Below are 25956 nucleotides of genomic sequence, written 5' to 3'. Positions count from 1 at the left end.
GGAGGAGTAGCATGAGCAACGAGGACAAATTACAAGAACTGAAGAGCAAAAAGCTCAAACTAAAAGAAGGCGGGGGGCAAGCCCGCATAGACAAGCAGCATGCCAGCGGCAAGCTGACAGCTCGTGAGCGCATCGATCTGCTGCTGGATCAAGGCAGCTTTATAGAGATAGATGCTTTTGTACAGCACCGTAGCGTCGAGTTCGGCATGGACAAAACCGAAGCGCCGGCTGACGGCGTGGTAACCGGTTATGGTACGGTGGATGGCCGGCCGATCTATGTATTTGCGCAGGACTTCACCGTAGTAGGTGGATCGCTGGGCGAGATGCATGCTATGAAGATAGCCAAGGTACTGGACATGGCCATGAAGAACGGCGTACCTGTCATAGGTATAAACGATTCGGGAGGTGCCAGGATACAAGAGGGTGTAGATGCCTTAAAAGGTTACGGTGATATCTTCTTGAGGAATACTATGGCATCGGGTGTTATACCGCAGATAGCGGTTATAATGGGGCCTTGTGCCGGCGGTGCCGTATATTCACCCGCGCTTATGGATTTCGTATTCATGGTCGATAAGACCAGCCAGATGTTCATCACAGGCCCTCAGGTGGTACAGGCTGTGACGGGCGAGGCTGTGACTGCCGAACAATTGGGCGGTGCTATGACGCATAATAGCACCAGCGGGGTGGCGCATTTCATGTACGGCGATGAGAAAAGCTGCATAGAAGGTATTCGAAAGCTGTTGAGCTTCCTACCTTCCAATAATTTGGAGGATGTGCCGTGGCAGGAATGCGATGATGACCTTAACCGCTTAGTGCCTGACTTGAACTACATAGTGCCGGATAATCCAAATAAGCCCTACGATGTTAAGGATATAATAACCGCGGTTATAGATGATGGCGATTTCTTCGAGGTACAGCCCTATTACGCGCAGAATATGGTGGTAGGATTTGCCCGCATGAATGGCAAGACGGTAGGTATAGTGGCCAATCAGCCCAAAGTCATGGCAGGATCGCTGGATATAAATGCATCGGATAAAGCCGCGCGATTTGTGCGTTTTTGCGATGCTTTCAACATACCTCTCATCACATTCACTGATGTACCGGGATATTTACCTGGCGTTGATCAGGAGCACGGCGGTGTCATAAGGCATGGCGCCAAGCTGCTTTATGCCTATTCAGAGGCTACTGTGCCCAAGATAAACGTTATATTGAGGAAGGCGTACGGCGGGGCTTACATAGCCATGAGCAGCAGACATCTGGGAGCCGACATGGTGTTCGCATGGCCCACGGCTGAAATAGCGGTCATGGGTCCGGATGGAGCAGCCAATATAATATTCCGCAAGGAGATAGAGGCATCGGATAATCCCGTGGAAACCAGAGAACAGAAGATCGAAGAGTACAGGAGCCAGTTCGCCAACCCATACAAGGCAGCAGCCCGAGGTTATGTGGATGATATAATAGTTCCGGAGGAAACCAGGCCGCGCCTTATAGCTGCATTAGAGATGTTGGCTGGAAAGCGCGAAGAGCGACCGGCTAAAAAGCACGGGAATTTCCCGGTATAACGGGGGGTGAACGAATTTGTGGGAAGATATACTTATAGCCATATTAGGCGCGCTGGTTGTCTTTGCAGTATTGATACTGCTTCAATACATCATAGAGGCCATACATGCGTTTGCAGGCAGGAATGACAAAAAGCAACAGAAAGAAACGGCTGCGGCAGCACCAGTGCAATACAATGCCGACGAAGATGCTATACAGGAGGTCGAGCTTGAAGATGAAGAAGAACTGGTAGCCGTTATAGCGGCTGCCATAGCGGCCAGCCTTAATGTATCGGCTTATGACCTCAATATAAAGTCGATAAAGCGTGTGCCGCCTTATACGCCGGTTTGGAATAAAATGGGCAGACAGCAACAGTTAATGAATAGATTATAGAAAAAGTGGAGGGATGATAATTATGCGTAAATTTATGATAAACGTAAATGGTAAATCATATGAGGTAGAAGTCGAAGAGATAAGAGATGGTGTAACCGCCCAACAACCTGCAGCGGCTCCCGTTTCACCCGCTGCACCCAAGGCCGAAGCACCGGCTCAGGTAGCTCCTAAGGCCGAAGCGCCAAAGGCTAAACCGATAACAGCACCGGCAGGTGCCATTACCGTATCGGCCCCTATGCCAGGCACCATATTGGACGTGAAGGTAAAAGAAGGCGATAGCGTTAAAAAGGGCGATGTGCTTATCATACTGGAGGCCATGAAGATGGAAAATGAGATTATGGCGCCGCAAGACGGCAAAGTGGTAAGCGTTGCCGTCAGCAAAGGAGCATCGGTCAATTCGGGTGATCCCATGATCGTATTGCAATAAGGCCGGGAAGGGGAAAGCGACATGGGAGATATGTTTGCAAAGCTGTTGCAGCAGACCGGTTTACTGCAACTGACGTGGCAGCAGGTGCTGATGATGGTTATAGCCGGAGTGTTGATATATTTGGCTATAGAGAAAAAATACGAGCCTCTGTTATTGCTGCCTATATCGTTCGGCATGCTGTTGGCCAATCTGCCGGCGGCCGGGCTCATGAATCCGCCAGGCGACGGCCATATAGGCGGCCTTTTGTGGTATCTTTATCAGGGCGTGGAACTCGATATATATCCGCCCCTTATATTTCTCGGCGTGGGGGCTATGACTGACTTCGGCCCTCTTATAGCCAATCCTAAGAGCATTTTACTGGGGGCGGCGGCTCAATTCGGCGTGTTTGCTACATTCATAGGTGCGCTGTTATTCGGTTTTACCGCTCAACAATCGGCTTCCATAGGTATAATAGGCGGTGCCGACGGGCCTACGGCCATATACCTGGCATCTAAGCTGGCACCCGAACTCCTTGGAGCTATAGCTATAGCAGCATATTCGTATATGGCATTGGTGCCTATAATACAGCCGCCTATAATGAAAGCTCTTACCACTAAGGAGGAGCGCGGTGTGGTTATGGAGCAATTAAGGCCGGTAACCAAGACTGAACGTATATTGTTCCCTATAATTGTTACTATAGTGGGTTCGCTTTTGCTGCCGTCGGCAGCACCTCTCCTGGGCATGCTCATGTTGGGCAACCTCTTTAGGGAGTCGCTGGTGGTAGACCGGCTAAGTAAGACGGCGCAGAACGAGCTCAACAATATAGTTGTCATATTCCTTGGCGTTACGGTAGGTGCTACGGCCAGCGCAGACAATTTCCTGACATCACAGACGCTGTTTATCATAGCGTTAGGATTGGTGGCGTTTGCGGTCAGTACAGCCTGTGGTGTGCTATTAGGCAAAATTATGTATAAACTGAGCGGTGGCAAGGTTAATCCGCTCATAGGCTCGGCCGGCGTATCAGCAGTGCCGATGGCCGCGCGCGTGAGTCAGGTAGTGGGCCAGCAGGAGAATCCCGGCAACTTCCTGCTTATGCATGCCATGGGGCCAAACGTGGCAGGTGTTATAGGTACGGTGGTGGCCGCCGGTGTGTTTTTAGCGATATTCGGATAGAGAAAGGTGATATTTTATGGCTAAAGTAGGTATAACAGAAACGATTTTGAGGGATGCTCATCAGTCGCTCATAGCCACGCGCATGAGCACCGATGAGATGCTCCCTATAGTCGATGTGATAGATCAGGTAGGGTATCATTCGATAGAGATGTGGGGAGGCGCTACATTTGATTCAGCGCTGCGCTTTCTGCATGAGGATCCGTGGGAGCGGCTGCGCAAGATACGCAAAAGCGCTAAGAATACCAAGCTTCAAATGCTGCTGCGCGGTCAGAATTTATTGGGCTATAAGCATTATCCCGACGATGTGGTGACCGAGTTTGTCAAGCGCGCAGTGGGCAACGGCATGGATATAATACGTATATTCGATGCCCTAAACGATGTGCGCAATCTTGAAACGGCTGTGCGCGCCACCAAAGACGCGGGAGGGCATGCGCAGGGCACCATAGTATACACTATAAGCCCGGTGCATACGTTGGACACGTATGTGGATATTGCGAAACAGCTTGTGGAATTGGATGTGGACTCCATATGCATAAAGGACATGGCGGGTTTGCTAACGCCTTATGCGGCATATGATCTGGTCAAACGCTTAAAAGAGGTAGTAGATCTTCCTATACAAGTCCATACGCATTATACCAGCGGCTTGGCATCAATGAGCTACCTTAAGGCTATAGAGGCTGGAGCTGATGTGGTTGATACCGCCATATCGCCATTTTCCATGGGTACATCGCAGCCACCAACAGAGACGCTGGTGGCGGCGCTTAAAGATACCCCCTATGACACGGGTCTGGATTTGGATATATTAAATGAAATAGCTGAATATTTCACGCCTATAAAAGAGAAATATATGGCTATGGGTACGCTGGATCCCAAGGTGTTGAGCGTAGACGTGAATGCGCTCATATACCAAGTACCAGGCGGTATGCTATCCAATCTTGTATCACAGCTTAAACAACAAAATCAGCTCGATAAATACGACGAGGTGCTCAAGGAAGTGCCGCGCGTCAGGGCTGATCTCGGATATCCGCCGCTGGTAACCCCTATGAGCCAGATGGTAGGCACGCAGGCTGTGCTCAACGTTATAACCGGTGAGCGCTATAAGATGATACCGAATGAGGTAAAAGCTTATGTGCGCGGTGAATACGGGCGACCACCCGTGCCCATATCGGAGGAAATAAAGAAGAAGATAATAGGGGATGAACCTGTTATAGATTGCCGGCCGGCAGATTTATTAGAACCACAGTTGGATAAATTCCGCAACGAGATAAAGGAATATATGGAACAGGAAGAGGATGTATTGAGTTATGCCTCATTCCCACAAGTAGCCTTGGATTTCTTCAAGTACCGCAGAGCGCAGAAATATAAAATAGATAGTACGTTGCTCGATGAGGAAAATAAAGTCCATCCAGTATAAAGCGGGTGTGATCAAAAGAAATAGCCGCATGATATCATGCGGCTATTTCTTTTTAGTATGTAGTGGATTATTCCACTATGAACTCCTTCAGCTCATTCAAAAGATCTTCACAGTCGTCGCTGTATATTTCCATTACTATCGGCTTATTCAAATCCAAGCTGAATATGCCCAGTATAGATTTGGCGTCCACTACATGTCGGCCTGAACGCAAATCGATCTCATAAGGATATTTGCTTACTATGCCTACAAATTTCTTGACATTCTCAGCCATCTGCAGCCTTATATTTACTGTCTTCATCGTAAAGTCCCCCTTTATATTTGTTGTTTACAATTATAGGCTATCATAATATTGAGATATGTTCAATATGCATTATGTATAAAAGCCCATCTATAAAATTGTGATATTTTGCTCTAACAAACTTGAATTTTGTAGATTATGGTACTATAATTATTTTGTATAATGTAATTAGGATATAAATTCTACGGATATTGTTTATAATATTCCTATGGTTTATGTTTTGGGAGGACAAGTATATGAAGATAGGTATCGCTAAAGGTTTGCTGTATTATATATATTATCCATTGTGGCGGACGTTTTTTGAAAAGTTGGGTTGCGAGATCATCGTTTCTGATGATACAAATAAAAACATACTAGATCGCGGTATCAAGGATTTCGCTGATGATGCTTGTCTGCCTTTAAAACTATTTCGAGGTCATATTCTGGAGCTAGCGAGTAAATCAGACGTCATATTTGTACCGCGGCTGGTTAGCGTGGCCAAGCATGAATATATATGTCCTAAATTTTGCGGCTTGCCGGAAATGATAAAAAACTCCATAGCGCATCTACCGCCGATAATAGATGAGACTCTAAATATGCATAAGAACGGCAGCATGGAGGAGATGCGCGGATTTTTTATGTCTGTAGGGCGTCATATAACGAACGATAAATCCGCTATAAGCGAAGCCTATTCTGAGGCTGTGAAGGCGCAGCGCGGTTACGATGCGTTGCTCAGGTCGGGTTTTCTGCCAATAGATCTATTGGGCGACAGACAAGATAAAGCATTTCGCGAAATAAAAAGCGCGCGCGATTATAGCCAGGCTATAGGCATAATAGGGCATCCCTATGTTATATACGATAATTATTTGAGCATGGGTCTGATCGATAAAGTAAGGCAGGCCGGCTATGGTGTTATAACGCCTGAAAATGTGGCGGATGATGTTATAGATGAAGAGGCCGATAAACTGCCTAAACATATGTTTTATACATTCGGCAAGAATATTTACGCATCAGCTATGCACATGATTCGCTCCAAAAGCGTAAAAGGCGTCATATATATGTCGGCTTTCGGATGCGGCGTCGATGCATTTATAACCGAGCTCGTGCAACGCCGCGGCAGGCGTTTGGACAATATACCTATTATGATATTGAATATAGATGAACATACCGGTCAAGCCGGCGTAGATACGCGCGTAGAGGCTTTCTTAGATATGATAAAATGGAGGGATCAACATGAAGGTGACGTTCCCGCATATAGGTAATACCTACATAGGGGTTAAGGCTGTATTCGATGCGTTGGGCGTGGAGGTAGTAGTTCCGCCTTTATGCACCAGTCGTACACTGGAACTTGGCACCAGGTACGCGCCGGAGATGGCATGTTTGCCTTTGAAAGTGACGCTAGGCAATTATATTGAGAGCATAGAGCGTGGAGCGGATACAATAGCTATCACAGGCAGTTGCGGGCCGTGTCGTTTTGGCTATTACGGGGTGGTTCAGCAGGAGATACTGAATGATCTGGGCTATGATGCCGAGATATTGATATTGGATCCGCCTCAGGATGGCGATTTTAAGCCATTGTTCAGCAGGCTGGCCAAACTGGGCGGTCCCAACGTCACAGCGGGAAAGGCTATAAAGGCCGGTTATTTAGGATTTAAGATTATAAAAGAGGCCGATGAATTGGATAGAATGATATTGAAAGTTCGGCCTAGGGAGATAGATAAAGGTCAAACCGATGCTATATGGGGGAAGTATCGTGCTGATGTGATAAAAGCCTTCGGTCCATATGAAATATTGAAGGTGATACGTCGAGCAAAGGATGAGGTCAGAGCGATTAAGATTGATAAAACCTTTCAACCGCTTAAGATCGGATTAGTAGGGGAAATATATACGCTTATAGAACCGTTTGTCAATCTCAATGTCGAACAAAAACTGGGTAATTTAGGCGTAGAAGTAAACCGATCGATAGATTTAAGCGGGTGGGTAATAGATAATATATTCCTTGGCTTGCTGGGCTTGAGCAGTGAGAAGAGGATAAAGAAAGCGGCTAAGCCTTATTTGGATCTGTGCGTCGGCGGGCATGGCAGGGAATGTATAGGCAATACGGTTCTTTACAGCCGTAAAGGATACGATGGGGTTATACAGCTCATGCCTTTCGGTTGTATGCCGGAAATAGTGGCCGAAACCATATTGCCGCAGGTCAGCAAAGATGAAAATATACCGGTGATGACGCTCATACTTGACGAAATGACCGGCGAAGCGGGCTATCAGACCCGCTTGGAGGCTTTTGTAGACCTTCTGAAACGTAAAAGGGAAAAAGAAAGGGCGAAAAAACATTATGGATTATTACTTGGGCATTGACATAGGCTCGGTAAGCAGCGACTTCGTGCTTATCGATGATGAGCATAATGTTATAAGCAAACTGTATTTAAAGACGCAAGGCCAACCTATAAAAGCTATAAAGGATGGATTGAGGTTGCTGCGAGACGAAATGCCTGAAGAGGCTGATATAACCGGCGTAGGTTCCACAGGCAGCGGTCGTGATTTAGCTGGTGTGATGGTAGGCGCGGATATAGTGAAAAATGAAATAACCGCTCATGCGGTGGCAACCTTGGAAAAAGTTTCTGATGTTTCTACTATATTGGAAATAGGAGGGCAAGATTCTAAGATTATTATAATACGCGATGGCATAGTGACGGACTTTGCCATGAATACCGTATGTGCGGCTGGTACCGGCTCATTTTTGGACAGGCAGGCCGCGCGCCTCGACGTGCCAATAGAGCAATTCGGCGAGATGGCGCTTAGGTCTACTACTAAAGTACGTATAGCCGGCCGGTGTGCCGTATTCGCCGAGTCGGATATGATACACAAGCAGCAGATGGGCTATGAGCCCGAGGATATAATAAATGGTTTATGCGAGGCTTTGGTTAGAAATTATTTGAACAATGTGGGCAAAGGTAAGGAGATACTGCCCAAAGTCGTTTTTCAAGGTGGAGTGGCCGCTAACGTAGGTATAAAACACGCATTTGAAGAGGCATTAAAATGTGATGTATATGTACCTGAACACCACGAGGTCATGGGAGCCATCGGAGCCGCCATACTTGCTCAGGAAGAGGCCGAGCGTAAAGGATATACTGATTTTCGAGGATTTGATCTCGTCGATATGGATTTTAAAACCAAAAGCTTTGATTGTGATGGTTGTGCCAACCAATGCGAGGTGGTACAGATTATGGCTGATAAACAGGTGGTGGCCAGATGGGGTGACAGGTGCGGCAAATGGCACAACGCTTTGCTGAAGAGGCAACGCAGGGATAAAGATAAGGCTATGGCATAAACTTGATTCAAGAGGCGAATACTAATATAAAAAGGAGGCGCTATTTATGGAGTCCCCCAGTATTCAACAGAGAAGGTACGTAGCCTCGATATGCGAAGAGTATCGCTCCATCAATTCGGCTATGAGCGATGTTGTTAATCAGGATGAGGTAAGTTGCAGCAATTGCGTGCATTGGCATGATGGGAGCTGCAAGATATTCGATAAAGAATTGGCTGGTACCGATCAGACATAAAAGGTGCGGGATAATCCTGCACCTTATTTGTTGGGGTTAAACGTAAATAACAATTCTATCCGCGGCCAAACGCTCTATGCCGCGCCATTTCTATTCCAACCTTATCGCTTTATCTGACACAAGGTATAAATACTATGTTATAATAAGGTATAAAGAATATAGATAGTGGGAGAACATTTTGATATGGCTTTAGATGCAATAGCTGTGCGGTGTGTGGTAGATGAACTGAATAGCCGTATTCTAGACTGCCGCATAGATAAGATATATCAGCCCGAAAGGGATGAAATAATACTTCATGCCAAAGGCAAGGCCGGAGGGGGTACACTGCTGATTTCGGCCAATGCTGCCAATGCTCGGGTTAACTTAACCGAGTGTTCTATGGTAAACCCCATGAATGCCCCTATGTTCTGTATGGTGTTGCGCAAGCATATGCAGGGAGGGCGTATAGTTTCAGTGGAACAGCCCGATACCGAGCGCATCGTAGAAATAGGTGTGGAGAGCTACGACGAGCTGGGCGACAGGACTTCAAAGCGGCTGGTGATAGAGATTATGGGACGCCACAGCAATATAATACTGATCAACAAAGATGGCGTTATCATAGACAGCATAAAACATATAACCCATGAGATGAGCCGCGTGCGCCAGGTATTGCCAGGACTGCCTTATGTCTACCCGCCGAAACAGGATAAGATCGATCCATTTTCAATCAGTAAGAATGAGATGGCCTCGCGATTGCCTGGCCAACCTGCGTCGATGAGCTTGGAGCAGGCCCTTTCCGGCATCATAAATGGGATATCGCGTTCTACTGCGGCTGAAATTGCGGCTATCGCTGGTATGGACGGCAATTTGAAGCTGGAACAGATTACCTTGGAAGCCCTAGATGTTTTATGGGATGCATTTGAGCGCTTCAGGAGCGATGTGGTCGACAAAAGATGGCAGCCTGCTATAATATATGACGAGCAAGGTAATCCTGTAGATTTTTCCCCGCTGCATGTACACCGCCGTGTAAACGGTCAAGTGGTTTATATGCGGTCCATAAGCCAGGTACTAGACCAATACTATGCTCAGAAGGATGCCTCAGACCATATAAAACAAAAATCGTCAGACTTGCGTAAGCTGCTCAATACCCATTTAGAAAGGGCAAAAAGGAAGTTGGAGATACAACAGCGGGAGCTTGCACAGACTGAAGATATGGATCGCTATAAGCTGTACGGTCAACTCATAACATCCAATCTATATCAGTTGCAACATGGACAGAGCGAGGCGACACTGAGCAATTTCTATAGTCAAACAATGGACGAGGTGAGCATCCCATTGGATCCGTCAATTACGCCGGCTGAAAATGCACAGCGTTATTTTAAGCTGTATAATAAGGCCAAGAATGCTGCAGCAGCTTTAATACCCCAGATAGAACAGACTAGGGACGAAATAGAGTATCTGGAAAGCCAATTGGATAATCTTGAGCGATGCACCGAAGAGGCTGATATAGATGAGATACGCCAGGAGTTATCGGAGCAGGGTTATATAAAGCACAGGCATAAAAATAACGCTAAGAGCAAGGCAAAACCATCGCAGCCTCATCACTTTGTATCATCGACGGGCATGGACATATATGTAGGCAAGAATAACGTTCAAAATGATATGCTGACATTGAGATGGGCCGCTAAGAGTGATTATTGGTTTCATGTTAAAGATTTGCCCGGTTCACATGTTATAATAAGAAGCCAGGGCAAACTGCCGGATCAGCAAACGCTGCTTGAAGCGGCTATATTGGCGGCGCATTACAGCAAAGGGCGCGATTCCAGCAATGTTGCTGTGGATTATACCCAATGCAAATACGTAAATAAGCCGGCCGGTGCCAAACCCGGCAAGGTGATATATACAAATTACAAAACGCTGTATGTGACTCCGAATGCCGATTTGTTGAAAAAGCTGCATCGAATTGTGTGATGGTCGTATTTGAATAAAAAACCTTAAAAAAAGGTTTAATTATCGATTAGCATATGTTATAATGATATAGCGAGCTTTAACGCGATAATGCTTTATAAAGCGTCTGTTTTCAATTTGGAAGGTGTGGGATTTCTATTATGATAAAAAGCATGACCGGATATGGTAGAGGCCAATGCAGCGCTGGTGAATGGGATGTCTTGGCTGAGATAAGGGCGGTGAATCATCGTTATACCGACATAAATATAAGGGTATCCAGGCAGCTTATGTTTATGGAAAACGATATTAAAAAGCTCATACAGAAAAGCGTGGGCAGGGGCAAAATCGATGTATCGATATCATGCGAAAGGCGGGGTGAAGCCAATATAACAGCCGGATTCGATGAAACGGCATTTAAGGCATATATAGAGCTGTCCAGAAGATTGGCCGATGATTACAGATTGTATAGCGGATTAAGCGTGGCGGATATATTAGGCTTACCTGGCGTATTGAATACGGGATGGGATGGCATGGCCGATGAATCTGTACTGTCCGAGGCGGTTCTCCGATGCGTGGGCAAGGCATTAGAAGAGCTTATAACCATGCGTAGCAATGAAGGGCGAAACCTATATGCTAATATATACGAATGCTTAGAGGGATTGCGCGCTATAGTAGACAGTATAAAATTGAAAGCCGATGGAGTCGTAGCTGCGTACAAGGATAAGCTGGCTGCTCGGATACAGGAAATGGTGGGTGATACGCTGTTAGATAACGATCGACTTATGCTTGAGATAGCGCTCTATGCCGATAAAAGCGATATAAGCGAGGAGATAACCAGGCTATACAGTCACCGAAAAGATAAGGGAGCAGATACAGAATATTGAATGATTTGGAGGCATTTTTGTGAATATACGGTTGATAAATATAGGTTTTGGCAATATAGTATCAGCCAATAGACTTATAGCTATAGTTAGTCCGGAATCAGCTCCTATAAAGCGCATAGTACAGGATGCGAGGGATAGAGGCATGCTTATAGACGCAACCTATGGCCGAAGGACCAGAGCGGTAATAATTACCGATAGCGATCATGTAATACTATCGGCTATTCTGCCTGAGACGGTGGCTCATAGGCTGAATGTTCAGGAAGGCATAAAATACGAAGAAGATTATAATGAAGAGGATGAATAAAGGAATATGCAACAGGGGCTGCTTATCGTTATTTCCGGCCCGTCCGGGGCCGGGAAAGGAACCATATGCCGTGCTTTGTGCCGATTTAATCATAATGTGGAGCTGTCCATATCGGTAACTACAAGAGCACCCAGGCGCGGAGAGAGGGATGGCGTAAATTACTTTTTTAAGACAGTCGATGAATTCAAGCGAATGATAGAAGACGGTGAATTTTTGGAATACGCCGAGGTGTACGGCAATTATTACGGCACACCCAAATCGTATGTGCGCGAGCGTTTGATGGAAGGCAAGGATGTAATACTGGAGATAGATATACAGGGTGCGCTCAATATAAAAGAAAAATTCGACGATGCCGTATTCATATTCATATTACCGCCGTCCATGGAAGAGTTAAAACGGCGCATAGTAAAAAGGGGCACTGAGAGCGAGGAGGAGCTATTAAAGCGTTTTAACAGTTCTTATAAAGAGCTTAATTTTATAAACCGATATAACTACGTCGTTATAAACGATGTAGTAGAAGCGGCCGCTCGAAAAATCAACGCGATAATAACCGCTGAAAAATGCAGGGTGGAACGCAATAAGGATCTTTACATAAATTATTTGGAGGGATTAGAAAAATGATTTATCCACCTCTTAAGGATTTGCTGAGTAGGGTTGATAGCAAATATACATTGGTAGTAATGGTAGCAAAAAGGGCTAGACAATTGGCGGAGGGAGAACCTAGACTGGTATCCAATGTTCCGTCCAATAATCCCGTTACTATAGCTGCATGCGAGATAGCCCAGGGTAAGATCACATATGAACGGGTCAAATAATAAAACGGTCGTTTTAGGGGTAACGGGTGGTATAGCTGCTTATAAGGCTGTGGATATAGTCAGCCGCTTAAAAAAAGCCGGCGTCGATGTCTACGTTATAATGACGCGACATGCGGCACAATTTGTCGCACCTTTGACATTTCAGTCCATATCGGAACATCCGGTGGCGGTGGATATGTTTCAGCCTTTTATGGCCGATGAGATAGAGCATATAGCGCTGGCTAAGAGGGCGGACTTATTCCTCATAGCGCCGGCTACTGCTAATATAATAGGCAAGATAGCCAACGGTATAGCCGATGACATGTTATCCACCACTGTTATGGCTACGCATGCCAAAGTTGTGTTGGCTCCTGCTATGAATACCAATATGTACTTAAATCCTATCGTCCAACATAACATAAGCATTCTCAAAGATAAAGGCTATGAGGTGATAGAACCCGAGAGCGGGCGTTTGGCATGCGGTGATTACGGTACGGGACGACTGCCCTCTCCTGAGGTCATAGTTCAGACTGTCATAAGGATGCTAAACGTCAAGAACGACCTTGACGGCAAAACCGTTATGGTTACGGCAGGGCCTACGCGCGAGGCCATAGACCCTGTGAGGTATATAAGCAATCATTCCAGCGGTAAAATGGGGTATGCAATAGCTCGAGCAGCATTGGATAGAGGAGCAAAGGTTCTGCTCATATCGGGACCGGTAGCCCTTACGCCACCGGCAAGGGCGGAGGTTATACCTGTGATGTCGGCTCAGGACATGTATGAGGCGGTGGTGAGCCGTTTTGAAGAAGTAGATGCCGTAATAGGCGCCGCAGCGCCTGCCGATTACAAGCCGGCTGAAGTGAGCCCAACCAAAATAAAAAAGACAGAAGATACCATGACCATAACTCTTATCAGGACTCCTGATATAATAAAAACGCTGGGACAGACCAAAACCAAGCAGAAGGTGGTAGGTTTTGCAGCTGAGACTCAAGATATCGAGCAGTACGCGCGCCAGAAGCTGGTAGATAAGAATATGGATATGATAGTGGCCAATGACGTAAGCGTTGCTGGAGTAGGCTTTGGCAGCGACTATAACGCCGTCAAGATAATACGCCATGACGGCAATTTGAAAGAAGTACCCAGAATGTCAAAAGAGCAAGTGGCTCATATTATACTGGATGAATTAGCAGGTCTTTTTGAGGTCGATATCACATGAAGCCGCGTTTTGCCAGCGTGGCGCTGAATGTGCCGGCAGGCAGCGATACGTATTCATATAGAATAGTCGATGATGTAAGCGATGATATGCTGATAGGGCGTCGTGCCGTAGTAATGCTAGGTAACCGTCTTGTGGAAGGTTATATCGTCGATATAACCGATCATGCTGACATAGAAGAAGATAAAATAAAGCCTGTAGAGGCGTTGTTGGATAAAGAGCCTATTTTCACCAGGGCTATGTTGGATTTGGCTTTATGGATGAAAGAGCAATACCTATGCCCCCTGGGTGCGGCATTGGCATGCATGCTCCCTCCGGGCGTCAAGGCCAGGATTCAAAAAATGATAGTACTGACAAACGAGACGGATGCTATCGATAATACCAAATCCTCAATTATCAATGCATTAAAAGATAATAAAGGTCGCATGGCTTTAAATGCTTTGAAAAAGGTCGTGCCCGTAAAAAATATAAGTAGCGTGTTGGCTGAATTAGAGCGGGATGGCGTAATAGCATATGAGTATACTGTAAAAGAAAGCGTGCGCATAAAAGATGACTACGATGAGACTGCGGCGTCCGGCTCCATCGGCACAGTCCGGCCGGTACAACAGCAGCTTCAAGCCATAACGGTTATAAACAAAGCCGTGGACAAAGGCGAAGGTTCTTTTTTGCTGCATGGTGTGACGGGCAGCGGTAAGACAGAGGTGTATCTGCAAGCCATACAACATGCCATGGATATAGGCAAAGATGCGATAGTGCTGGTGCCGGAGATATCGCTTACACCACAGATGGTAGCGCTTTTTACGGCAAGATTCGGCTCCAGCATAGCGGTATGGCACAGTCGCCTCTCTATGGGCGAGAAATACGCCCAATGGTGGCGTATAAAAAACGGACAAGCACGTGTGGTGGTAGGCGCGCGCTCGGCTGTATTCGCACCTGTGCGGCGGTTGGGGCTTATAGTGCTCGATGAGGAGCAGGAGAGCAGTTATAAATCCGATATGACGCCCAAATATGACGCCAGGGAAGTGGCCAGACGGCGCTGCGATATAGAAGCAGGCGTGCTGGTGCTTGGCAGCGCTACCCCATCTCTTGAAACATATCATGCCGCCCGCAAAGGCGATATGCATTTGTTGGTCATGCCTGACAGGATAAATGGCAAGCCGTTGCCTCATGTGGAGATAGTGGATATGCGCCAGGAAATAGCATATGGCAATAAAAGCATTTTCAGCACAAAACTGCTCAAGGCCATAGCATACAATTTGAAAGCCGGCCAGCAGAGCATACTATTCATGAACAGACGAGGATTTTCTACATTTGTATCATGCCGGAACTGCGGGCTTGTGATGAAATGCCCCCACTGCGATATATCGCTTGTATACCACTCGGATAAAGGGCAACTGCAATGCCATTACTGCGGCTATAAGATGCCGGTGCCCAAAGCATGCCCAAAATGCAAAAGTCCCTATATACGATACTTCGGAGCCGGCACACAGCGAATAGAGCATGATATAAAGCAGATTTTTCCACGAGCGCGTGTCGTACGCATGGATACCGATACTGTTACTAAGAAGAACGCTCATAGAGATATATTGCGCTTGGTATGGCGCCATGAGGTGGATATATTGGTAGGCACGCAAATGATAGCCAAAGGGTTGGATTTTCCGGAAGTGACGCTGGTAGGAGTGGTGGCTGCAGATACGGCGCTTAATATACCGGATTTTCGCAGTGCGGAGGATACATTTCAATTGGTTACACAGGTTGCAGGCAGAGCCGGTAGAGCAGCCAAACCCGGTATGGTTATAGTACAGACATATCAGCCTGAACATTATAGCCTGCAGGCTGCCGTAAGGCATGATTACGAGAGCTTTTACCGCCAAGAGATCGAGATAAGGGAAAGGCTTAAATATCCACCGTTTTCCGATATAATAAAAATATCTTTATCAGGCAAACGTCTGCCCGATATCATAAAAGCGGCCGAGGATCTGGCAAATGAACTGCATTGCTATCTGAATAATATGTGCTATAATAATAATGTGGAGATATTAGGCCCATCGCCGGCTCCTATGGAAAAGATAAAGGATGAGTATCGTTGGCAGATAATATTAAAGGTAGATGTCAATATAATGGATGATATCAAATATGATATAAAGCGCATGGTGGACAGATATTCATATGCCGACATGGACATAAATCCGTATAGTATGCTGTGAGGAGGTGCATTATAAAATGGCATTAAGAGAAATACGAAAGTTTAAGGATCCGATACTGCGTAAAAAAGCGCGACCGGTTGTTAAAATAGATAAGAGACTGTTGACGCTGCTGGATGACATGGCTGAGACCATGAAAAAAGCCGAGGGCGTAGGCTTGGCTGCCCCGCAAGTGGGCATATTAAAGCGCGTTGTGATCATAGCTGATATGGATGAGGATAAGATAATCGAGCTCATAAACCCTGAGATCATCGCTCAATCGGGCGAGCAGGTAGGACTTGAAGGATGCCTCAGCTTTCCTGGCATGAGCGGCACTGTAAAAAGGCCGGAGCAGGTCACTGTGCGTGCAATGGACAGAAACGGTGAGATCCGTGAAATAACGGGCACAGGGATTATAGCCAGGGCATTTTGCCACGAGATAGACCATTTGGAGGGCATAGTATTTTTGGATAAAGTTATACCTGAGCCGGAATCCGAACAAGAACCGGATGAGCAACAGGAGGAAACCGCTCTGTGAAGATAGTGTTTATGGGTACGCCTGAGTTTGCGGTAGCATCGTTGGAGGCTATCCTGGAGCAGGGGCATGAAGTGATAGGCGTTGTAACGCAGCCTGATAAACCAAAGGGAAGGGGAGGTCGTTTGGCCTCCCCTCCTGTCAAAGAGGTGGCTGTGCAACGAGGCATACAAGTTTATCAACCGCCGCGTATCAGAGAAACGAATTTCGTAGAACAGTTGAGAAACATGAAACCAGATGTCATCGTCGTTACAGCCTTTGGTCAGATACTGCCTAAATCAGTGCTGGATATCCCGCCCAAAGGCTGCGTAAATGTCCATGCATCGCTGTTGCCCAAATACAGAGGTGCGGCACCTATACAGTTCGCTATAATAAACGGTGAAAGCCGAACCGGCATAACCACAATGTATATGGATGAGGGCATGGATACGGGCGATATGATACTGCAGCGAGCTATAGATATACGTCCCGACGAAACAGCAGGCCAGCTTCATGACAGATTAGCGGCATTAAGCAAAGATGTTCTGAAGGATACACTGCTGCTTATAGAGCAAGGCCGAGCGCCGCGTATAAAGCAGAACGATAATGAAGCCACCTATTGCAGCAAGCTTACAAAAGAAATGGGGCACATAAACTGGGATGCGGACGTTAAAACCGTATATAACCTTATACGCGGCGTCACACCATGGCCTGGAGCATATGTGTTCTATGATGATACCATGATCAAGATATGGCATGCCCGCATTGTATCGGATTATAAGGATGCGTTGCCCGGCCAAATAGTTGATATAGATCGAGAATATGGTATAATAATAAAGTGCAAAGATGGATGCATAGCTGTAGATGAGGTACAGCAACAGAATAAAAAGCGCATGAATATTGAAGAATATTTAAGAGGGCATAAGATAGAAATAGGAACAATGTTAAGATAGGGGGAATTTATATGCCATATTTGTATGGATTCGATACAGGTTTTTTGCTATTTTTTATACCGGCCATTATATTGGCGATGTACGCCCAATTTAAGGTGCAAAGCACATTTGCCAAATATCTTAAGGTACCTAACAGGAAAGGGTATACCGGTGCTGAGGTAGCACGTTATATATTGGATGCCAATGGTTTGAACGATGTGCGCATAGAACGCATACCGGGGGCTTTGACCGATCACTATGATCCATCAAAACGCGTACTGCGCTTGTCGGAGCCGGTTTATTCCCAACCGTCTATAGCCTCTATAAGCGTCGCCGCGCATGAGAGCGGCCATGCCGTACAGCATCAGCGCGGTTATTTTCCGCTCATAGCGCGCAACGCACTGGTGCCGATAGTGAATTTTAGCGCACAGTTTACTTGGATACTTATTATATTAGGCCTTATAATGAGTTCGGCCAGTTTGATAGATGCGGGCATAATATTGTTTTCTGCAGCGGTATTGTTTCAGATAATAACGTTGCCTGTGGAATTTAATGCTAGTCATAGGGCGTTAGCGATGATGAGCCAGAGCGGTATTATAACCGATGACGAGCGACCGAAGGCTAGGGCTGTATTGAGCGCAGCTGCTTTGACATATGTGGCTGCAGCCGCGGTATCTATAGCTCAACTATTAAGACTGCTTCTTATAAGAGGCGACAGAGACTGATATTATATGGTAGATAAAGCAAGAGACGCAGCACTGAAGCTATTGCATGATATAGATATTAAAAAGGGCTATATAAATTTAGAGATTAAACCGGCGTTGAAAGATAATAGCCTTTCAACGCTGGACAGAGCTTTTATAACCGACATCGTATATGGCGTTACGCGCTACCGCCTGATGCTGGATTGGCTTATAAAGCGCTATTCCAGAGGAGGTAAGGCATCGCCTTGGATTAGAAATATATTGCGCATGGGCATGTATCAGATACTGTATATGGACAAGGTTCCTGATTTTGCCGCGTGCGACAGCAGTGTGGAATTGGCAAAAAAGCGCGCCGGCCAAAGAGAAGCCGGATATGTTAACGCCGTATTAAGGCGCCTTATACAAGAAAAAGACGATATTGTTTCCCTTTTTCCTCAGGATGGTGTTTCCAGAATAGCGCTTAAGTATTCCTTTCCCGAATGGATGATACGCTTATGGCTTAATACTATGGATGAAACGTTTGTGGAGGAGCTTTGTGCCGCACAAAATATCAGGCCGCTTTTGACTATAAGGGCTAATGAGCTCAAGATATCGCAGGATGATTTTGTAAAATTGTTGGAGCGGCACGATATAGCCCATAGTTGCGGGGTATATCTGCCCGAGGCGCTTAATATAGAACAAAATGTCGATGTACAAAGCCTGCCGGGTTATAACGACGGGCTTTTTGCTGTTCAGGACGAGGCGTCTATGATGGTGGCTCATGCGGTGGATCCTAGGCCGGGACAAATCATAATTGATGCCTGCGGTGCGCCCGGCGGCAAAGCTGTCCATATGGCGCAGTTTATGAAAAACCAAGGACGCATACTGTCGATCGACGTGTATCCTCATAGGATAGAGCTTATAAAGGCACAATGCGCCAGGCTTGGTGTAAATTGTGTAGAAGCCGTATGCCATGACAGCACCGTATATAATGAGGATTGGTATGATATAGCCGATGCGGTGCTGATAGATGCTCCATGCTCAGGATTAGGCATTATACGGCATAAGCCGGACATAAAATGGCGGAGGGCCGAAAAAGATATAGGAGAGCTTTTGCAGATACAAAGGCGAATATTGGATACATGCAGCCGTTATGTTAAACCACAAGGCGCACTCATTTACAGTACATGTACCATAAACCCCGATGAAAATCAGAATATGATAAATAATTTTTTAAATGATCACAGCGACTTTATATTGGACGACGTCTATCAAAAATTGCCGCATGCGTTAAGTGTTTATCATGACAGCAGGGATAAATGGGTACAATTTTATCCGAATGAGGATAAAATAGATGGCTTTTTCGTGGCTAGAATGCTTAAAGTGAGGTGAAGGTATGGAAGAACCGATAGCTCTTAAGGATATGAGCATGGATGATATGAGTAAACTGGTTCAACAGCTCGGACAGCCGGCATACCGCGCCCAGCAAATATTTAGCTGGATTTATAAAGGTATAGACGATATAGATGAGATGAGCAATATGCCAGCGGATTTCCGCAAGAGGCTGAAGGAACGTTGCTATACCGATTCATGCCGCATATATAAGCGCCAGCAGTCTGAGGATGGCAGCGCTATGAAATATTTGTTTTTATTAAAAGATGGTAATATAATAGAAAGTGTATTGATGAGATATGAGTACGGTAACAGCGTATGCGTATCCACACAGATAGGCTGCCGCATGGGATGTGCGTTTTGTGCATCTACTATAAAAGGCGTAAAGAGGAATCTTACCAAAGGTGAGATGATTGATCAGGTACTGCGTATACAGCAGGATATCGGCCAGAGGGTTTCGCATGTAGTGCTGATGGGTAGCGGCGAGCCATTGGACAACTACGAGCAAAGCATAGCCTTTATGCGTCTGCTGCATGAGCCTAAGGGCCTTAATATGAGCTACAGGAATATTACGTTGTCCACGTGTGGATTGGTACCGCACATATATGATCTGGCAAAAGAAGGTATGCCTATTACGTTGGCAGTATCATTGCATGCTCCTAACGACGACATACGCAAGCAGCTTATACCTATATCCAAGGCTTATTCGATAGATGATATAATAAAAGCTTGCAATTATTATATTGAAAAAACAGGCAGGAGGATTACGTTTGAGTATATAATGCTTAAGGATATAAATGACAGAGAAGAGCATGCGTATATGCTGGCCGATGCGCTTAAGGGCATGATATGCCACGTCAATCTTATACCGTTTAACGATGTGGAAGGACGTGAATTTCAACCGTCTTCACAGAAACAAATAGAGCATTTTTATGGCATACTGAATAAAAAAGGTATACCTGTGAGCATACGGAGGCGTTTGGGTACTGATATAGATGCGGCGTGCGGCCAATTGCGCCGCCGCTTTGTCGATGAGTGATGGAGGGATGATATGGGGATAGCAGCTTTAAGCGATAGGGGCAAGATGCGCAGCCATAATGAAGATTATTATTTTATACCCGATGGCAAAAGAATATGCGATAACGTGCTATTGGTCGCTGATGGTATGGGTGGACACAATGCGGGTGACGTCGCGAGTTATATAGCTATTAATGCTATGGTGGACTATATAAAACAGCATAAAACGGATCGCATCCATTTCGCCGATTTAATGGCCAATGCCATGCAATACGCTAATAGACGGCTCATCGAATTATCTGAGCAGTATGAGCAATATGAGGGTATGGGCACTACAATGACAGCAGCATGGGTAACCGATGACAAGATCTATATAACGCATATCGGCGACAGCAGGGCTTATTTGATAAACGAAAGCTGCATCAAGCAGCTTACCGAAGATCATTCACTTGTACAAGAGATGGTCAATAAGGGGACTATTACCAAAGACCAGGCGTTTAATCATCCGCAGCGCAATGTGATAACCAGGGCGTTGGGCAGCGAGGATAATATAGAAATAGACCGCGTGGAAATTCCCTATAATGCCGGAGATATATTATTGCTGTGCACTGATGGTCTTACATGTCAATTGAGCGATCAGGAGATATGGGAGATATGCGCCGCCGATAATGAATTAAGCTATAAGGCTGATGCTATGGTTAGGCTTGCCAATGATAGAGGTGGTTTGGATAATATTACCGTTATCCTCTTTCAACAATCTAGAATAGGGGAAAAAGATGAATGGATGCATTAATCGGTAAGATATTGGGCGGGCGCTATGAAATAGTGGAGAAGATAGGCGAAGGCGGCATGGCGGTGGTGTATAGGGCACATTGTCATCTGCTTAGCCGCGATGTGGCGGTGAAAATCCTAAGGCCGGAGTATGCCAACAATGAGGAATTCATAAGGCGTTTTAGAAAAGAAGCGCAGGCTGCCGCTTCACTCTCCCATCATAATATAGTTAATATATACGATATAGGCAATGATAACAATCTAAGATATATAGTTATGGAATATATAGACGGCCCCACACTTAAGGATGTTATAAAACGCGACGCTCCTTTGACATATGAGAGGGCTGTAAATATAGCCATACAAATATGTGCGGCATTGGATCATGCCCATAAGCACGGTATAGTACATAGGGATATAAAGCCTCAGAATATAATGCTTACCGCTGACGGTGTGGTGAAAGTAACCGATTTCGGCATCGCCAAAGCCGTGGCCGATATTTCTACCACGCTGTACGACACCGATACCATGGGATCGGTGCATTATCTGTCGCCGGAGCAGGCTCGTGGTGGGTATGTAGATGCCAAGTCGGATATATATTCGCTGGGCGTGGTGCTCTATGAGATGGTGACGGGCCAGGTGCCGTTCACAGGCGATACCGCTGTAGCGATAGCGCTTAAGCATTTACATGATGATATAAGATCGGTCAGGGAGCTTAATCCGGATGTGCCGCCGGCGCTGGATCAAGTTATAACAAAAGCTTTGCAAAAGGACAGGGATCGACGCTACGATAGTGCTATGGAGATGATGATGGATTTGCGGCGTGTACTGCGCGAGCCATACGGTACATTCGTCAGTATTAGCGACTCCATGGTCGATGAGCCTACGCGAGTAGTACCTGCCATACATGAGCGCGATCATGACAAACCGCAACCTTCTGCCGAAGAACGTCCCGCTAGGAGGGTGTGGAAGGTTGTTATCATAACGGTTGCTATTATTGCTATTATGGCAGCCGGAGCAGCGACGGCTATGAGGGTATATAATGATTATTTTGCCGTACCTGATGTAACGGTGCCATCTATATTGCGTCAGGAAGAAAGTGTTGCTAGACAGCAATTGGAATCTCTTGGATTAGTTATGAATGTCGTCGATCGCCAGTACAATGATGAAGTGCCGGAGGGATATATAATTTCGCAAGATCCCCAGCCCAATACAACGGTAAAAAAAGGGGCTGCCGTAAATGTGGTCGTAAGCCAGGGCACTCAGGATATAGAGGTGCCATCTATAATAAACAAAACCGAACCCGAAGCGAAATTAATATTAGAGGAGGCAGGTCTAGAGTCGGGTGAGGTAAGGCATAGCTACAGTGACGAATACCCTGCCGGGTATGTGATGGACCAGAATCCAAAAGCAGGTATACATGTAACCGGAGACAATATAAAGGTGGATTACGTCGTTAGCGATGGTCCGGAGACAACTACTATAACGCTGCCGGATTTTTCGGGACAGCTTTTGGACGATGCTCAAAAAGTTCTGGAATCATACGGGCTTAAAATCGGGCGTATTGTCAGAGAAGACAGCTCATATGATAAGGATGTTATATTAAGGCAAAATCCGGAACCACAAACTCAAGTAACCGAAGGCAGTGCGGTAGACTTCTGGGTGAGCAGCGGAAAGCCGAAGATATACTCGCCCAAGCAGATAACCATACCCTTGCCTCAGGACTGGCCGGATCCGGAAGATCCGGAAAAACCTGCTGAAGAGCTTGTTATAAAGGTGCTTAAAAAAGAAGGCGATGTAACAGAAGTTGTCTATCAAGGAGTTCATAAGCCTTCTGAAAATGAAATAAAAATAAATGTGGAGGGTAAGAGCAAAGCCGTAGTGGAAGTATATATATTCGATCAACTTTATAAAAGCATAGAAATAGATTTTACCAAGGAGGATTCATGATCCTGGAAGGTATTATAATAAAGGGTGTGGGCGGTTTATATAAGGTGGCGGTAGCTGATAATATATATGACTGTAAAGCTCGAGGCAAGTTTAGAAAACTCAATATAATACCTATGGTAGGGGATAAGGTGCGCATAAAGGTTTTGGATGATGGTACAGGGGTAATAGATGAAATAATGCCGAGACGCAATGAGCTGGCGAGGCCTCCGGTGGCCAATGTCGATCAGATGGTCGCGGTGGTAGCTGTGGCGCAACCGGAGCCAAACCTGTTGCAATTGGATAAGCTTATATTGGCTGCAGAAAAACAACAACTGGATATTATAGTATGTATAAATAAAATAGATTTAGATGATGGAATGGTTCAATGTAAGGCTATCAGCAAGGCCTATCAGACGGCGGGCTATGACGTTGTTTATATCAGCGTAGCCCGCTCTATGAGGGGTATAGAGGATGTAAAACGTTTTTTACGCGGTAAGATATCGGTTATAGCAGGTCAATCGGGCGTAGGAAAATCGAGCATTATAAATGCTATATGCGGTCAAAACCGTATGGCAGTGGGAGAAATAAGCGCTAAAGCCGGATTGGGCAAACATACTACGCGGCATGTCGAGCTGCTGGCCGTAGATGGCGGTATGATAGCCGATACACCAGGATTTAGCGCATTCGAGCTCCGATTGACAAAAGAAGAAGCGGCGGCTTTCTATAGAGAATTTTCATCATATGCTGCAGAATGTCATTTCAGAAACTGTCTGCACTTAAAAGAGCCTGATTGCGCTGTCAGGCAGGCCGTTGAACAAGGATTGATAGATAGAGGCAGATATGAGCGCTATGTCTATATTCAGAACGAACTGGAACGGGAGAAAGGATTTGTACGATGGTGAAACTAATTCCATCCATATTGTCGGCGGATTTCTTCGATTTGGGCCATGCAGTTAAGGAGTTGCAAAAAGGCGGCGCCGATGGTATACATGTGGATGTAATGGACGGCCACTTTGTGCCTAATATTAGCATGGGCCCTATGGTGGTAAAGTCGATAAAATCTCATATAAATATGTTCACGGACGTCCACCTCATGATAGATAACCCCGATGAATATATAGATGCATTTTCTAAAGCGGGGGCCGATTCCATAACGGTACATGCAGAGGTGTTGCGCCATCCGCTGAGAACCATAGATATTATAAAAAGAAACGGTTTAAAAGCGGCTATAGCATTGAATCCGGCCACTCCGCTGTCGGTGCTGGACTATATTATGGATGCGGCGGACATGATACTATTGATGACGGTTAACCCGGGTTTTGGAGGTCAGCAGTTCATACCATCCATGTTGGATAAGATAGCTGATTTAAAGAGGATAAAGGATAAGCGTGGATTTAACTTCGACATACAGACAGACGGCGGCATAACGATGGATAATGTGCATGGTGTGATGGCTGCCGGAGCCAATGTTATAGTCACTGGATCGGCTATATTAAATCAACCCGATATAGCCGAAGCTGCCGCTGACTTCAAATATAACATGCTGCGCGGTGCTATGATATGAAAGGCATAATTATATGCAATGGAATAGCGGAGGATTATAATACTATAAAATGTGCCGGCGCGGATCTCATAGTATGTGCGGATGGCGGCGCCGATCATGCCTATAAGGCGGGAATCGTACCTCACTGCATAATAGGCGATCTGGATTCGATAAGCGACGAGGCAAGGGCTTATTTTGAATCAAAAGGAGTGGAGTTTTCAAAATACCCCAAAGATAAAGATGAAACCGATACCCATTTGGCCATAAACTATTGCATTGCACATGGATGCGATGATATAACGCTATATGCTGCGTTGGGCGGGCGGTTCGATCATGCCTTTGCAAACGTTTCACTGCTTGCCATGCTTAAACAGAGCGGCATATCGGCTTGCATAGTGGATGGAGACAGCGCTTTATATGTGAGCGACGATGAATTGAAAATAAGCGGTAAACAGGGTGATCTGCTTTCTTTACTCCCGTTGGGCGACGGGGTTACCATTTTATTTACTGATGGGCTTTATTATGCCGTAAAGGATAGAAAATTCCCTTTCGGGTATCCATTCGGCGTGAGCAATGTTTTTACGGGTTCCGAGGCCTTAATAAGGCTGAGCGGGGGCTGGTTGCTGGCAGTGCATACAGCGCTATAAAATTGTGTCACTTTTCGATAAGTTGCATAATATGAAATATGGAGTTTTTTTTCGAGAGGAGAGTCGTCGATGGGGTGGAACTCTCTTAATACAAAGCGTGTGATCGGTATAGCGCTGATGGCTGGCGGCATTGTTATAATAGGCATCATAGTGCCGGTAAAAGTATGGTTATTTATATTAGGCGGTTTACTTATATGGTATGGTTACGTTACGGTTAAATCCATGTAGCGGAGGTGTGGGCTGTTATGAAGATTTATGTGTTTAAAGCGCCGAGGGGGTTGCGGGGTTTGCTGAAAACGATATTCGGCATTCGGATAGGAGGCTGACCATTATTTGGCCAGCCGACCTCCCACGAAAGGATTTTTTAATGGAACAAAAATTTACTCATCGTTTAGATACACGCAACATAAGTGCAAGTGAAAAAAGACAACATGAATTATCTTTATATTGGGAAACATT

General features: G+C 45.8%; 28 protein-coding genes. 27 read left to right on the top strand and 1 reads right to left on the bottom strand.

Translation table 11 applies throughout. The annotated features are described in order from the left end of the window. Positions 1-11: 11 nt before the first annotated feature. Genes JG770_RS05510 through JG770_RS05490 form a run of 5 tightly spaced genes read left to right on the top strand, consistent with a single transcriptional unit; the run spans position 12 to position 4925 of the window. Positions 12-1562 carry a carboxyl transferase domain-containing protein gene (locus tag JG770_RS05510; protein ID WP_291956250.1) on the top strand — a complete coding sequence of 517 codons (1551 nt, stop codon included), beginning with the start codon at positions 12-14 and terminating at the stop codon, positions 1560-1562. A gap of 16 nt (positions 1563-1578) precedes the next feature. Further along, positions 1579-1932 (top strand): OadG family protein, encoded by a 354-nt coding sequence (locus JG770_RS05505; protein WP_291956248.1) that lies wholly within the window; start codon positions 1579-1581, stop codon positions 1930-1932. Between the two features lie 22 nt (positions 1933-1954). After that, the gene (locus tag JG770_RS05500) at positions 1955-2359 is read left to right on the top strand and encodes a biotin/lipoyl-containing protein (protein ID WP_291956245.1); all 405 of its coding nucleotides are present in this window, start codon (positions 1955-1957) and stop codon (positions 2357-2359) included. A 21-nt stretch (positions 2360-2380) separates the two neighbouring features. After that, entirely contained in the window at positions 2381-3511 is a 1131-nt protein-coding gene (locus JG770_RS05495) for a sodium ion-translocating decarboxylase subunit beta (RefSeq protein WP_291956242.1), read from the top strand. A 16-nt stretch (positions 3512-3527) separates the two neighbouring features. Further along, complete coding sequence (locus JG770_RS05490; protein WP_291956239.1) at positions 3528-4925, top strand: oxaloacetate decarboxylase subunit alpha; 1398 nt, start codon at positions 3528-3530, stop codon at positions 4923-4925. Positions 4926-4992: 67 nt separating this feature from the next. Here the strand turns inward: JG770_RS05490 and JG770_RS05485 are convergent, their stop codons facing one another. Next, a complete protein-coding gene (locus JG770_RS05485) occupies positions 4993-5223 on the bottom strand; it encodes an HPr family phosphocarrier protein (protein ID WP_013780595.1) in 231 nt (76 codons plus the stop codon). A gap of 236 nt (positions 5224-5459) precedes the next feature. Between JG770_RS05485 and JG770_RS05480 the strand changes: the two genes are divergently transcribed. From JG770_RS05480 to JG770_RS05375, 22 genes are all read left to right on the top strand, one after another. Then, positions 5460-6464: an acyl-CoA dehydratase activase-related protein gene (locus JG770_RS05480; protein WP_291956235.1), complete on the top strand. Its 1005-nt coding sequence runs from the start codon at positions 5460-5462 to the stop codon at positions 6462-6464. Then, positions 6436-7560, top strand: coding sequence for a CoA protein activase (locus JG770_RS05475; RefSeq protein WP_291956232.1), 1125 nt, complete (start codon positions 6436-6438; stop codon positions 7558-7560). The genes JG770_RS05480 and JG770_RS05475 overlap by 29 nt, the downstream gene beginning before the upstream one ends. Then, complete coding sequence (locus tag JG770_RS05470) at positions 7538-8533, top strand: acyl-CoA dehydratase activase (protein WP_291956229.1); 996 nt, start codon at positions 7538-7540, stop codon at positions 8531-8533. The genes JG770_RS05475 and JG770_RS05470 overlap by 23 nt, the downstream gene beginning before the upstream one ends. 46 nt (positions 8534-8579) lie before the next feature. Beyond that, a complete protein-coding gene (locus JG770_RS05465) occupies positions 8580-8765 on the top strand; it encodes a hypothetical protein (protein WP_291956226.1) in 186 nt (61 codons plus the stop codon). A 183-nt stretch (positions 8766-8948) separates the two neighbouring features. After that, positions 8949-10715 carry an NFACT RNA binding domain-containing protein gene (locus JG770_RS05460; RefSeq protein WP_291956224.1) on the top strand — a complete coding sequence of 589 codons (1767 nt, stop codon included), beginning with the start codon at positions 8949-8951 and terminating at the stop codon, positions 10713-10715. A 137-nt stretch (positions 10716-10852) separates the two neighbouring features. Next, positions 10853-11575 (top strand): YicC/YloC family endoribonuclease, encoded by a 723-nt coding sequence (locus JG770_RS05455; protein WP_291956221.1) that lies wholly within the window; start codon positions 10853-10855, stop codon positions 11573-11575. A 19-nt stretch (positions 11576-11594) separates the two neighbouring features. Continuing rightward, on the top strand, positions 11595-11879 hold the full coding sequence (gene remA, locus JG770_RS05450; protein ID WP_291956219.1) for an extracellular matrix/biofilm regulator RemA: 285 nt from the start codon (positions 11595-11597) through the stop codon (positions 11877-11879). Positions 11880-11885: 6 nt separating this feature from the next. After that, positions 11886-12500 carry a guanylate kinase gene (gmk, locus tag JG770_RS05445; RefSeq protein ID WP_291956216.1) on the top strand — a complete coding sequence of 205 codons (615 nt, stop codon included), beginning with the start codon at positions 11886-11888 and terminating at the stop codon, positions 12498-12500. Beyond that, on the top strand, positions 12497-12694 hold the full coding sequence (gene rpoZ / locus JG770_RS05440) for a DNA-directed RNA polymerase subunit omega (RefSeq protein ID WP_291956213.1): 198 nt from the start codon (positions 12497-12499) through the stop codon (positions 12692-12694). Before gmk ends, rpoZ begins: the two co-directional genes overlap by 4 nt. Beyond that, positions 12678-13889, top strand: coding sequence for a bifunctional phosphopantothenoylcysteine decarboxylase/phosphopantothenate--cysteine ligase CoaBC (gene coaBC / locus JG770_RS05435; protein ID WP_291956210.1), 1212 nt, complete (start codon positions 12678-12680; stop codon positions 13887-13889). The genes rpoZ and coaBC overlap by 17 nt, the downstream gene beginning before the upstream one ends. Continuing rightward, positions 13886-16093 carry a primosomal protein N' gene (gene priA, locus JG770_RS05430; RefSeq protein WP_291956207.1) on the top strand — a complete coding sequence of 736 codons (2208 nt, stop codon included), beginning with the start codon at positions 13886-13888 and terminating at the stop codon, positions 16091-16093. The genes coaBC and priA overlap by 4 nt, the downstream gene beginning before the upstream one ends. A 16-nt stretch (positions 16094-16109) precedes the next feature. Next, positions 16110-16607, top strand: coding sequence for a peptide deformylase (def, locus tag JG770_RS05425; protein ID WP_291956204.1), 498 nt, complete (start codon positions 16110-16112; stop codon positions 16605-16607). After that, positions 16604-17536 carry a methionyl-tRNA formyltransferase gene (fmt, locus tag JG770_RS05420; protein ID WP_291956201.1) on the top strand — a complete coding sequence of 311 codons (933 nt, stop codon included), beginning with the start codon at positions 16604-16606 and terminating at the stop codon, positions 17534-17536. The genes def and fmt overlap by 4 nt, the downstream gene beginning before the upstream one ends. A gap of 11 nt (positions 17537-17547) precedes the next feature. Next, positions 17548-18240, top strand: a complete 693-nt coding sequence (locus JG770_RS05415; RefSeq protein WP_291956198.1) for a zinc metallopeptidase — start codon at positions 17548-17550, stop codon at positions 18238-18240. A 6-nt stretch (positions 18241-18246) separates the two neighbouring features. Further along, positions 18247-19590, top strand: coding sequence for a 16S rRNA (cytosine(967)-C(5))-methyltransferase RsmB (gene rsmB, locus JG770_RS05410; protein WP_291956195.1), 1344 nt, complete (start codon positions 18247-18249; stop codon positions 19588-19590). Positions 19591-19594: 4 nt separating this feature from the next. Continuing rightward, the gene (gene rlmN, locus JG770_RS05405; protein WP_291956193.1) at positions 19595-20629 is read left to right on the top strand and encodes a 23S rRNA (adenine(2503)-C(2))-methyltransferase RlmN; all 1035 of its coding nucleotides are present in this window, start codon (positions 19595-19597) and stop codon (positions 20627-20629) included. Positions 20630-20641: 12 nt separating this feature from the next. Then, positions 20642-21400, top strand: a complete 759-nt coding sequence (locus JG770_RS05400) for a Stp1/IreP family PP2C-type Ser/Thr phosphatase (RefSeq protein WP_291956190.1) — start codon at positions 20642-20644, stop codon at positions 21398-21400. Further along, positions 21388-23328, top strand: a complete 1941-nt coding sequence (pknB, locus tag JG770_RS05395) for a Stk1 family PASTA domain-containing Ser/Thr kinase (RefSeq protein ID WP_291956187.1) — start codon at positions 21388-21390, stop codon at positions 23326-23328. Before JG770_RS05400 ends, pknB begins: the two co-directional genes overlap by 13 nt. Next, positions 23325-24209: a ribosome small subunit-dependent GTPase A gene (gene rsgA, locus JG770_RS05390; protein ID WP_291956185.1), complete on the top strand. Its 885-nt coding sequence runs from the start codon at positions 23325-23327 to the stop codon at positions 24207-24209. The genes pknB and rsgA overlap by 4 nt, the downstream gene beginning before the upstream one ends. Further along, positions 24203-24871 (top strand): ribulose-phosphate 3-epimerase, encoded by a 669-nt coding sequence (gene rpe / locus JG770_RS05385; protein ID WP_363320930.1) that lies wholly within the window; start codon positions 24203-24205, stop codon positions 24869-24871. The genes rsgA and rpe overlap by 7 nt, the downstream gene beginning before the upstream one ends. Continuing rightward, positions 24868-25497: a thiamine diphosphokinase gene (locus tag JG770_RS05380; protein WP_291956182.1), complete on the top strand. Its 630-nt coding sequence runs from the start codon at positions 24868-24870 to the stop codon at positions 25495-25497. Before rpe ends, JG770_RS05380 begins: the two co-directional genes overlap by 4 nt. A 69-nt stretch (positions 25498-25566) precedes the next feature. Continuing rightward, positions 25567-25725, top strand: coding sequence for a hypothetical protein (locus tag JG770_RS05375; RefSeq protein WP_291956180.1), 159 nt, complete (start codon positions 25567-25569; stop codon positions 25723-25725). Positions 25726-25956: the final 231 nt, after the last annotated feature.

The organism is Mahella sp., from assembly GCF_020054945.1.
In the GTDB taxonomy this organism is placed as follows: domain Bacteria; phylum Bacillota; class Clostridia; order Mahellales; family Mahellaceae; genus Mahella.
Note: the sequence above shows the minus strand (reverse complement) of the source record. Positions and strands in the feature narration are given on the sequence as shown.

Bases quoted from the DNA above. Each gene is read 5' to 3' on its own strand.
- JG770_RS05510 (WP_291956250.1), top strand. From the start codon at position 12: ATGAGCAACGAGGACAAATTACAAGAACTGAAGAGCAAAAAGCTCAAA.
- JG770_RS05500 (WP_291956245.1), top strand. From the start codon at position 1,955: ATGCGTAAATTTATGATAAACGTAAATGGTAAATCATATGAGGTAGAA.
- JG770_RS05495 (WP_291956242.1), top strand. From the start codon at position 2,381: ATGGGAGATATGTTTGCAAAGCTGTTGCAGCAGACCGGTTTACTGCAA.
- JG770_RS05490 (WP_291956239.1), top strand. From the start codon at position 3,528: ATGGCTAAAGTAGGTATAACAGAAACGATTTTGAGGGATGCTCATCAG.
- JG770_RS05485 (WP_013780595.1), bottom strand. From the start codon at position 5,223: ATGAAGACAGTAAATATAAGGCTGCAGATGGCTGAGAATGTCAAGAAA.
- JG770_RS05480 (WP_291956235.1), top strand. From the start codon at position 5,460: ATGAAGATAGGTATCGCTAAAGGTTTGCTGTATTATATATATTATCCA.
- JG770_RS05475 (WP_291956232.1), top strand. From the start codon at position 6,436: ATGAAGGTGACGTTCCCGCATATAGGTAATACCTACATAGGGGTTAAG.
- JG770_RS05470 (WP_291956229.1), top strand. From the start codon at position 7,538: ATGGATTATTACTTGGGCATTGACATAGGCTCGGTAAGCAGCGACTTC.
- JG770_RS05465 (WP_291956226.1), top strand. From the start codon at position 8,580: ATGGAGTCCCCCAGTATTCAACAGAGAAGGTACGTAGCCTCGATATGC.
- JG770_RS05460 (WP_291956224.1), top strand. From the start codon at position 8,949: ATGGCTTTAGATGCAATAGCTGTGCGGTGTGTGGTAGATGAACTGAAT.
- JG770_RS05455 (WP_291956221.1), top strand. From the start codon at position 10,853: ATGATAAAAAGCATGACCGGATATGGTAGAGGCCAATGCAGCGCTGGT.
- gmk (WP_291956216.1), top strand. From the start codon at position 11,886: ATGCAACAGGGGCTGCTTATCGTTATTTCCGGCCCGTCCGGGGCCGGG.
- rpoZ (WP_291956213.1), top strand. From the start codon at position 12,497: ATGATTTATCCACCTCTTAAGGATTTGCTGAGTAGGGTTGATAGCAAA.
- coaBC (WP_291956210.1), top strand. From the start codon at position 12,678: ATGAACGGGTCAAATAATAAAACGGTCGTTTTAGGGGTAACGGGTGGT.
- priA (WP_291956207.1), top strand. From the start codon at position 13,886: ATGAAGCCGCGTTTTGCCAGCGTGGCGCTGAATGTGCCGGCAGGCAGC.
- def (WP_291956204.1), top strand. From the start codon at position 16,110: ATGGCATTAAGAGAAATACGAAAGTTTAAGGATCCGATACTGCGTAAA.
- JG770_RS05415 (WP_291956198.1), top strand. From the start codon at position 17,548: ATGCCATATTTGTATGGATTCGATACAGGTTTTTTGCTATTTTTTATA.
- rsmB (WP_291956195.1), top strand. From the start codon at position 18,247: ATGGTAGATAAAGCAAGAGACGCAGCACTGAAGCTATTGCATGATATA.
- rlmN (WP_291956193.1), top strand. From the start codon at position 19,595: ATGGAAGAACCGATAGCTCTTAAGGATATGAGCATGGATGATATGAGT.
- JG770_RS05400 (WP_291956190.1), top strand. From the start codon at position 20,642: ATGGGGATAGCAGCTTTAAGCGATAGGGGCAAGATGCGCAGCCATAAT.
- pknB (WP_291956187.1), top strand. From the start codon at position 21,388: ATGGATGCATTAATCGGTAAGATATTGGGCGGGCGCTATGAAATAGTG.
- rsgA (WP_291956185.1), top strand. From the start codon at position 23,325: ATGATCCTGGAAGGTATTATAATAAAGGGTGTGGGCGGTTTATATAAG.
- rpe (WP_363320930.1), top strand. From the start codon at position 24,203: ATGGTGAAACTAATTCCATCCATATTGTCGGCGGATTTCTTCGATTTG.
- JG770_RS05380 (WP_291956182.1), top strand. From the start codon at position 24,868: ATGAAAGGCATAATTATATGCAATGGAATAGCGGAGGATTATAATACT.
- JG770_RS05375 (WP_291956180.1), top strand. From the start codon at position 25,567: ATGGGGTGGAACTCTCTTAATACAAAGCGTGTGATCGGTATAGCGCTG.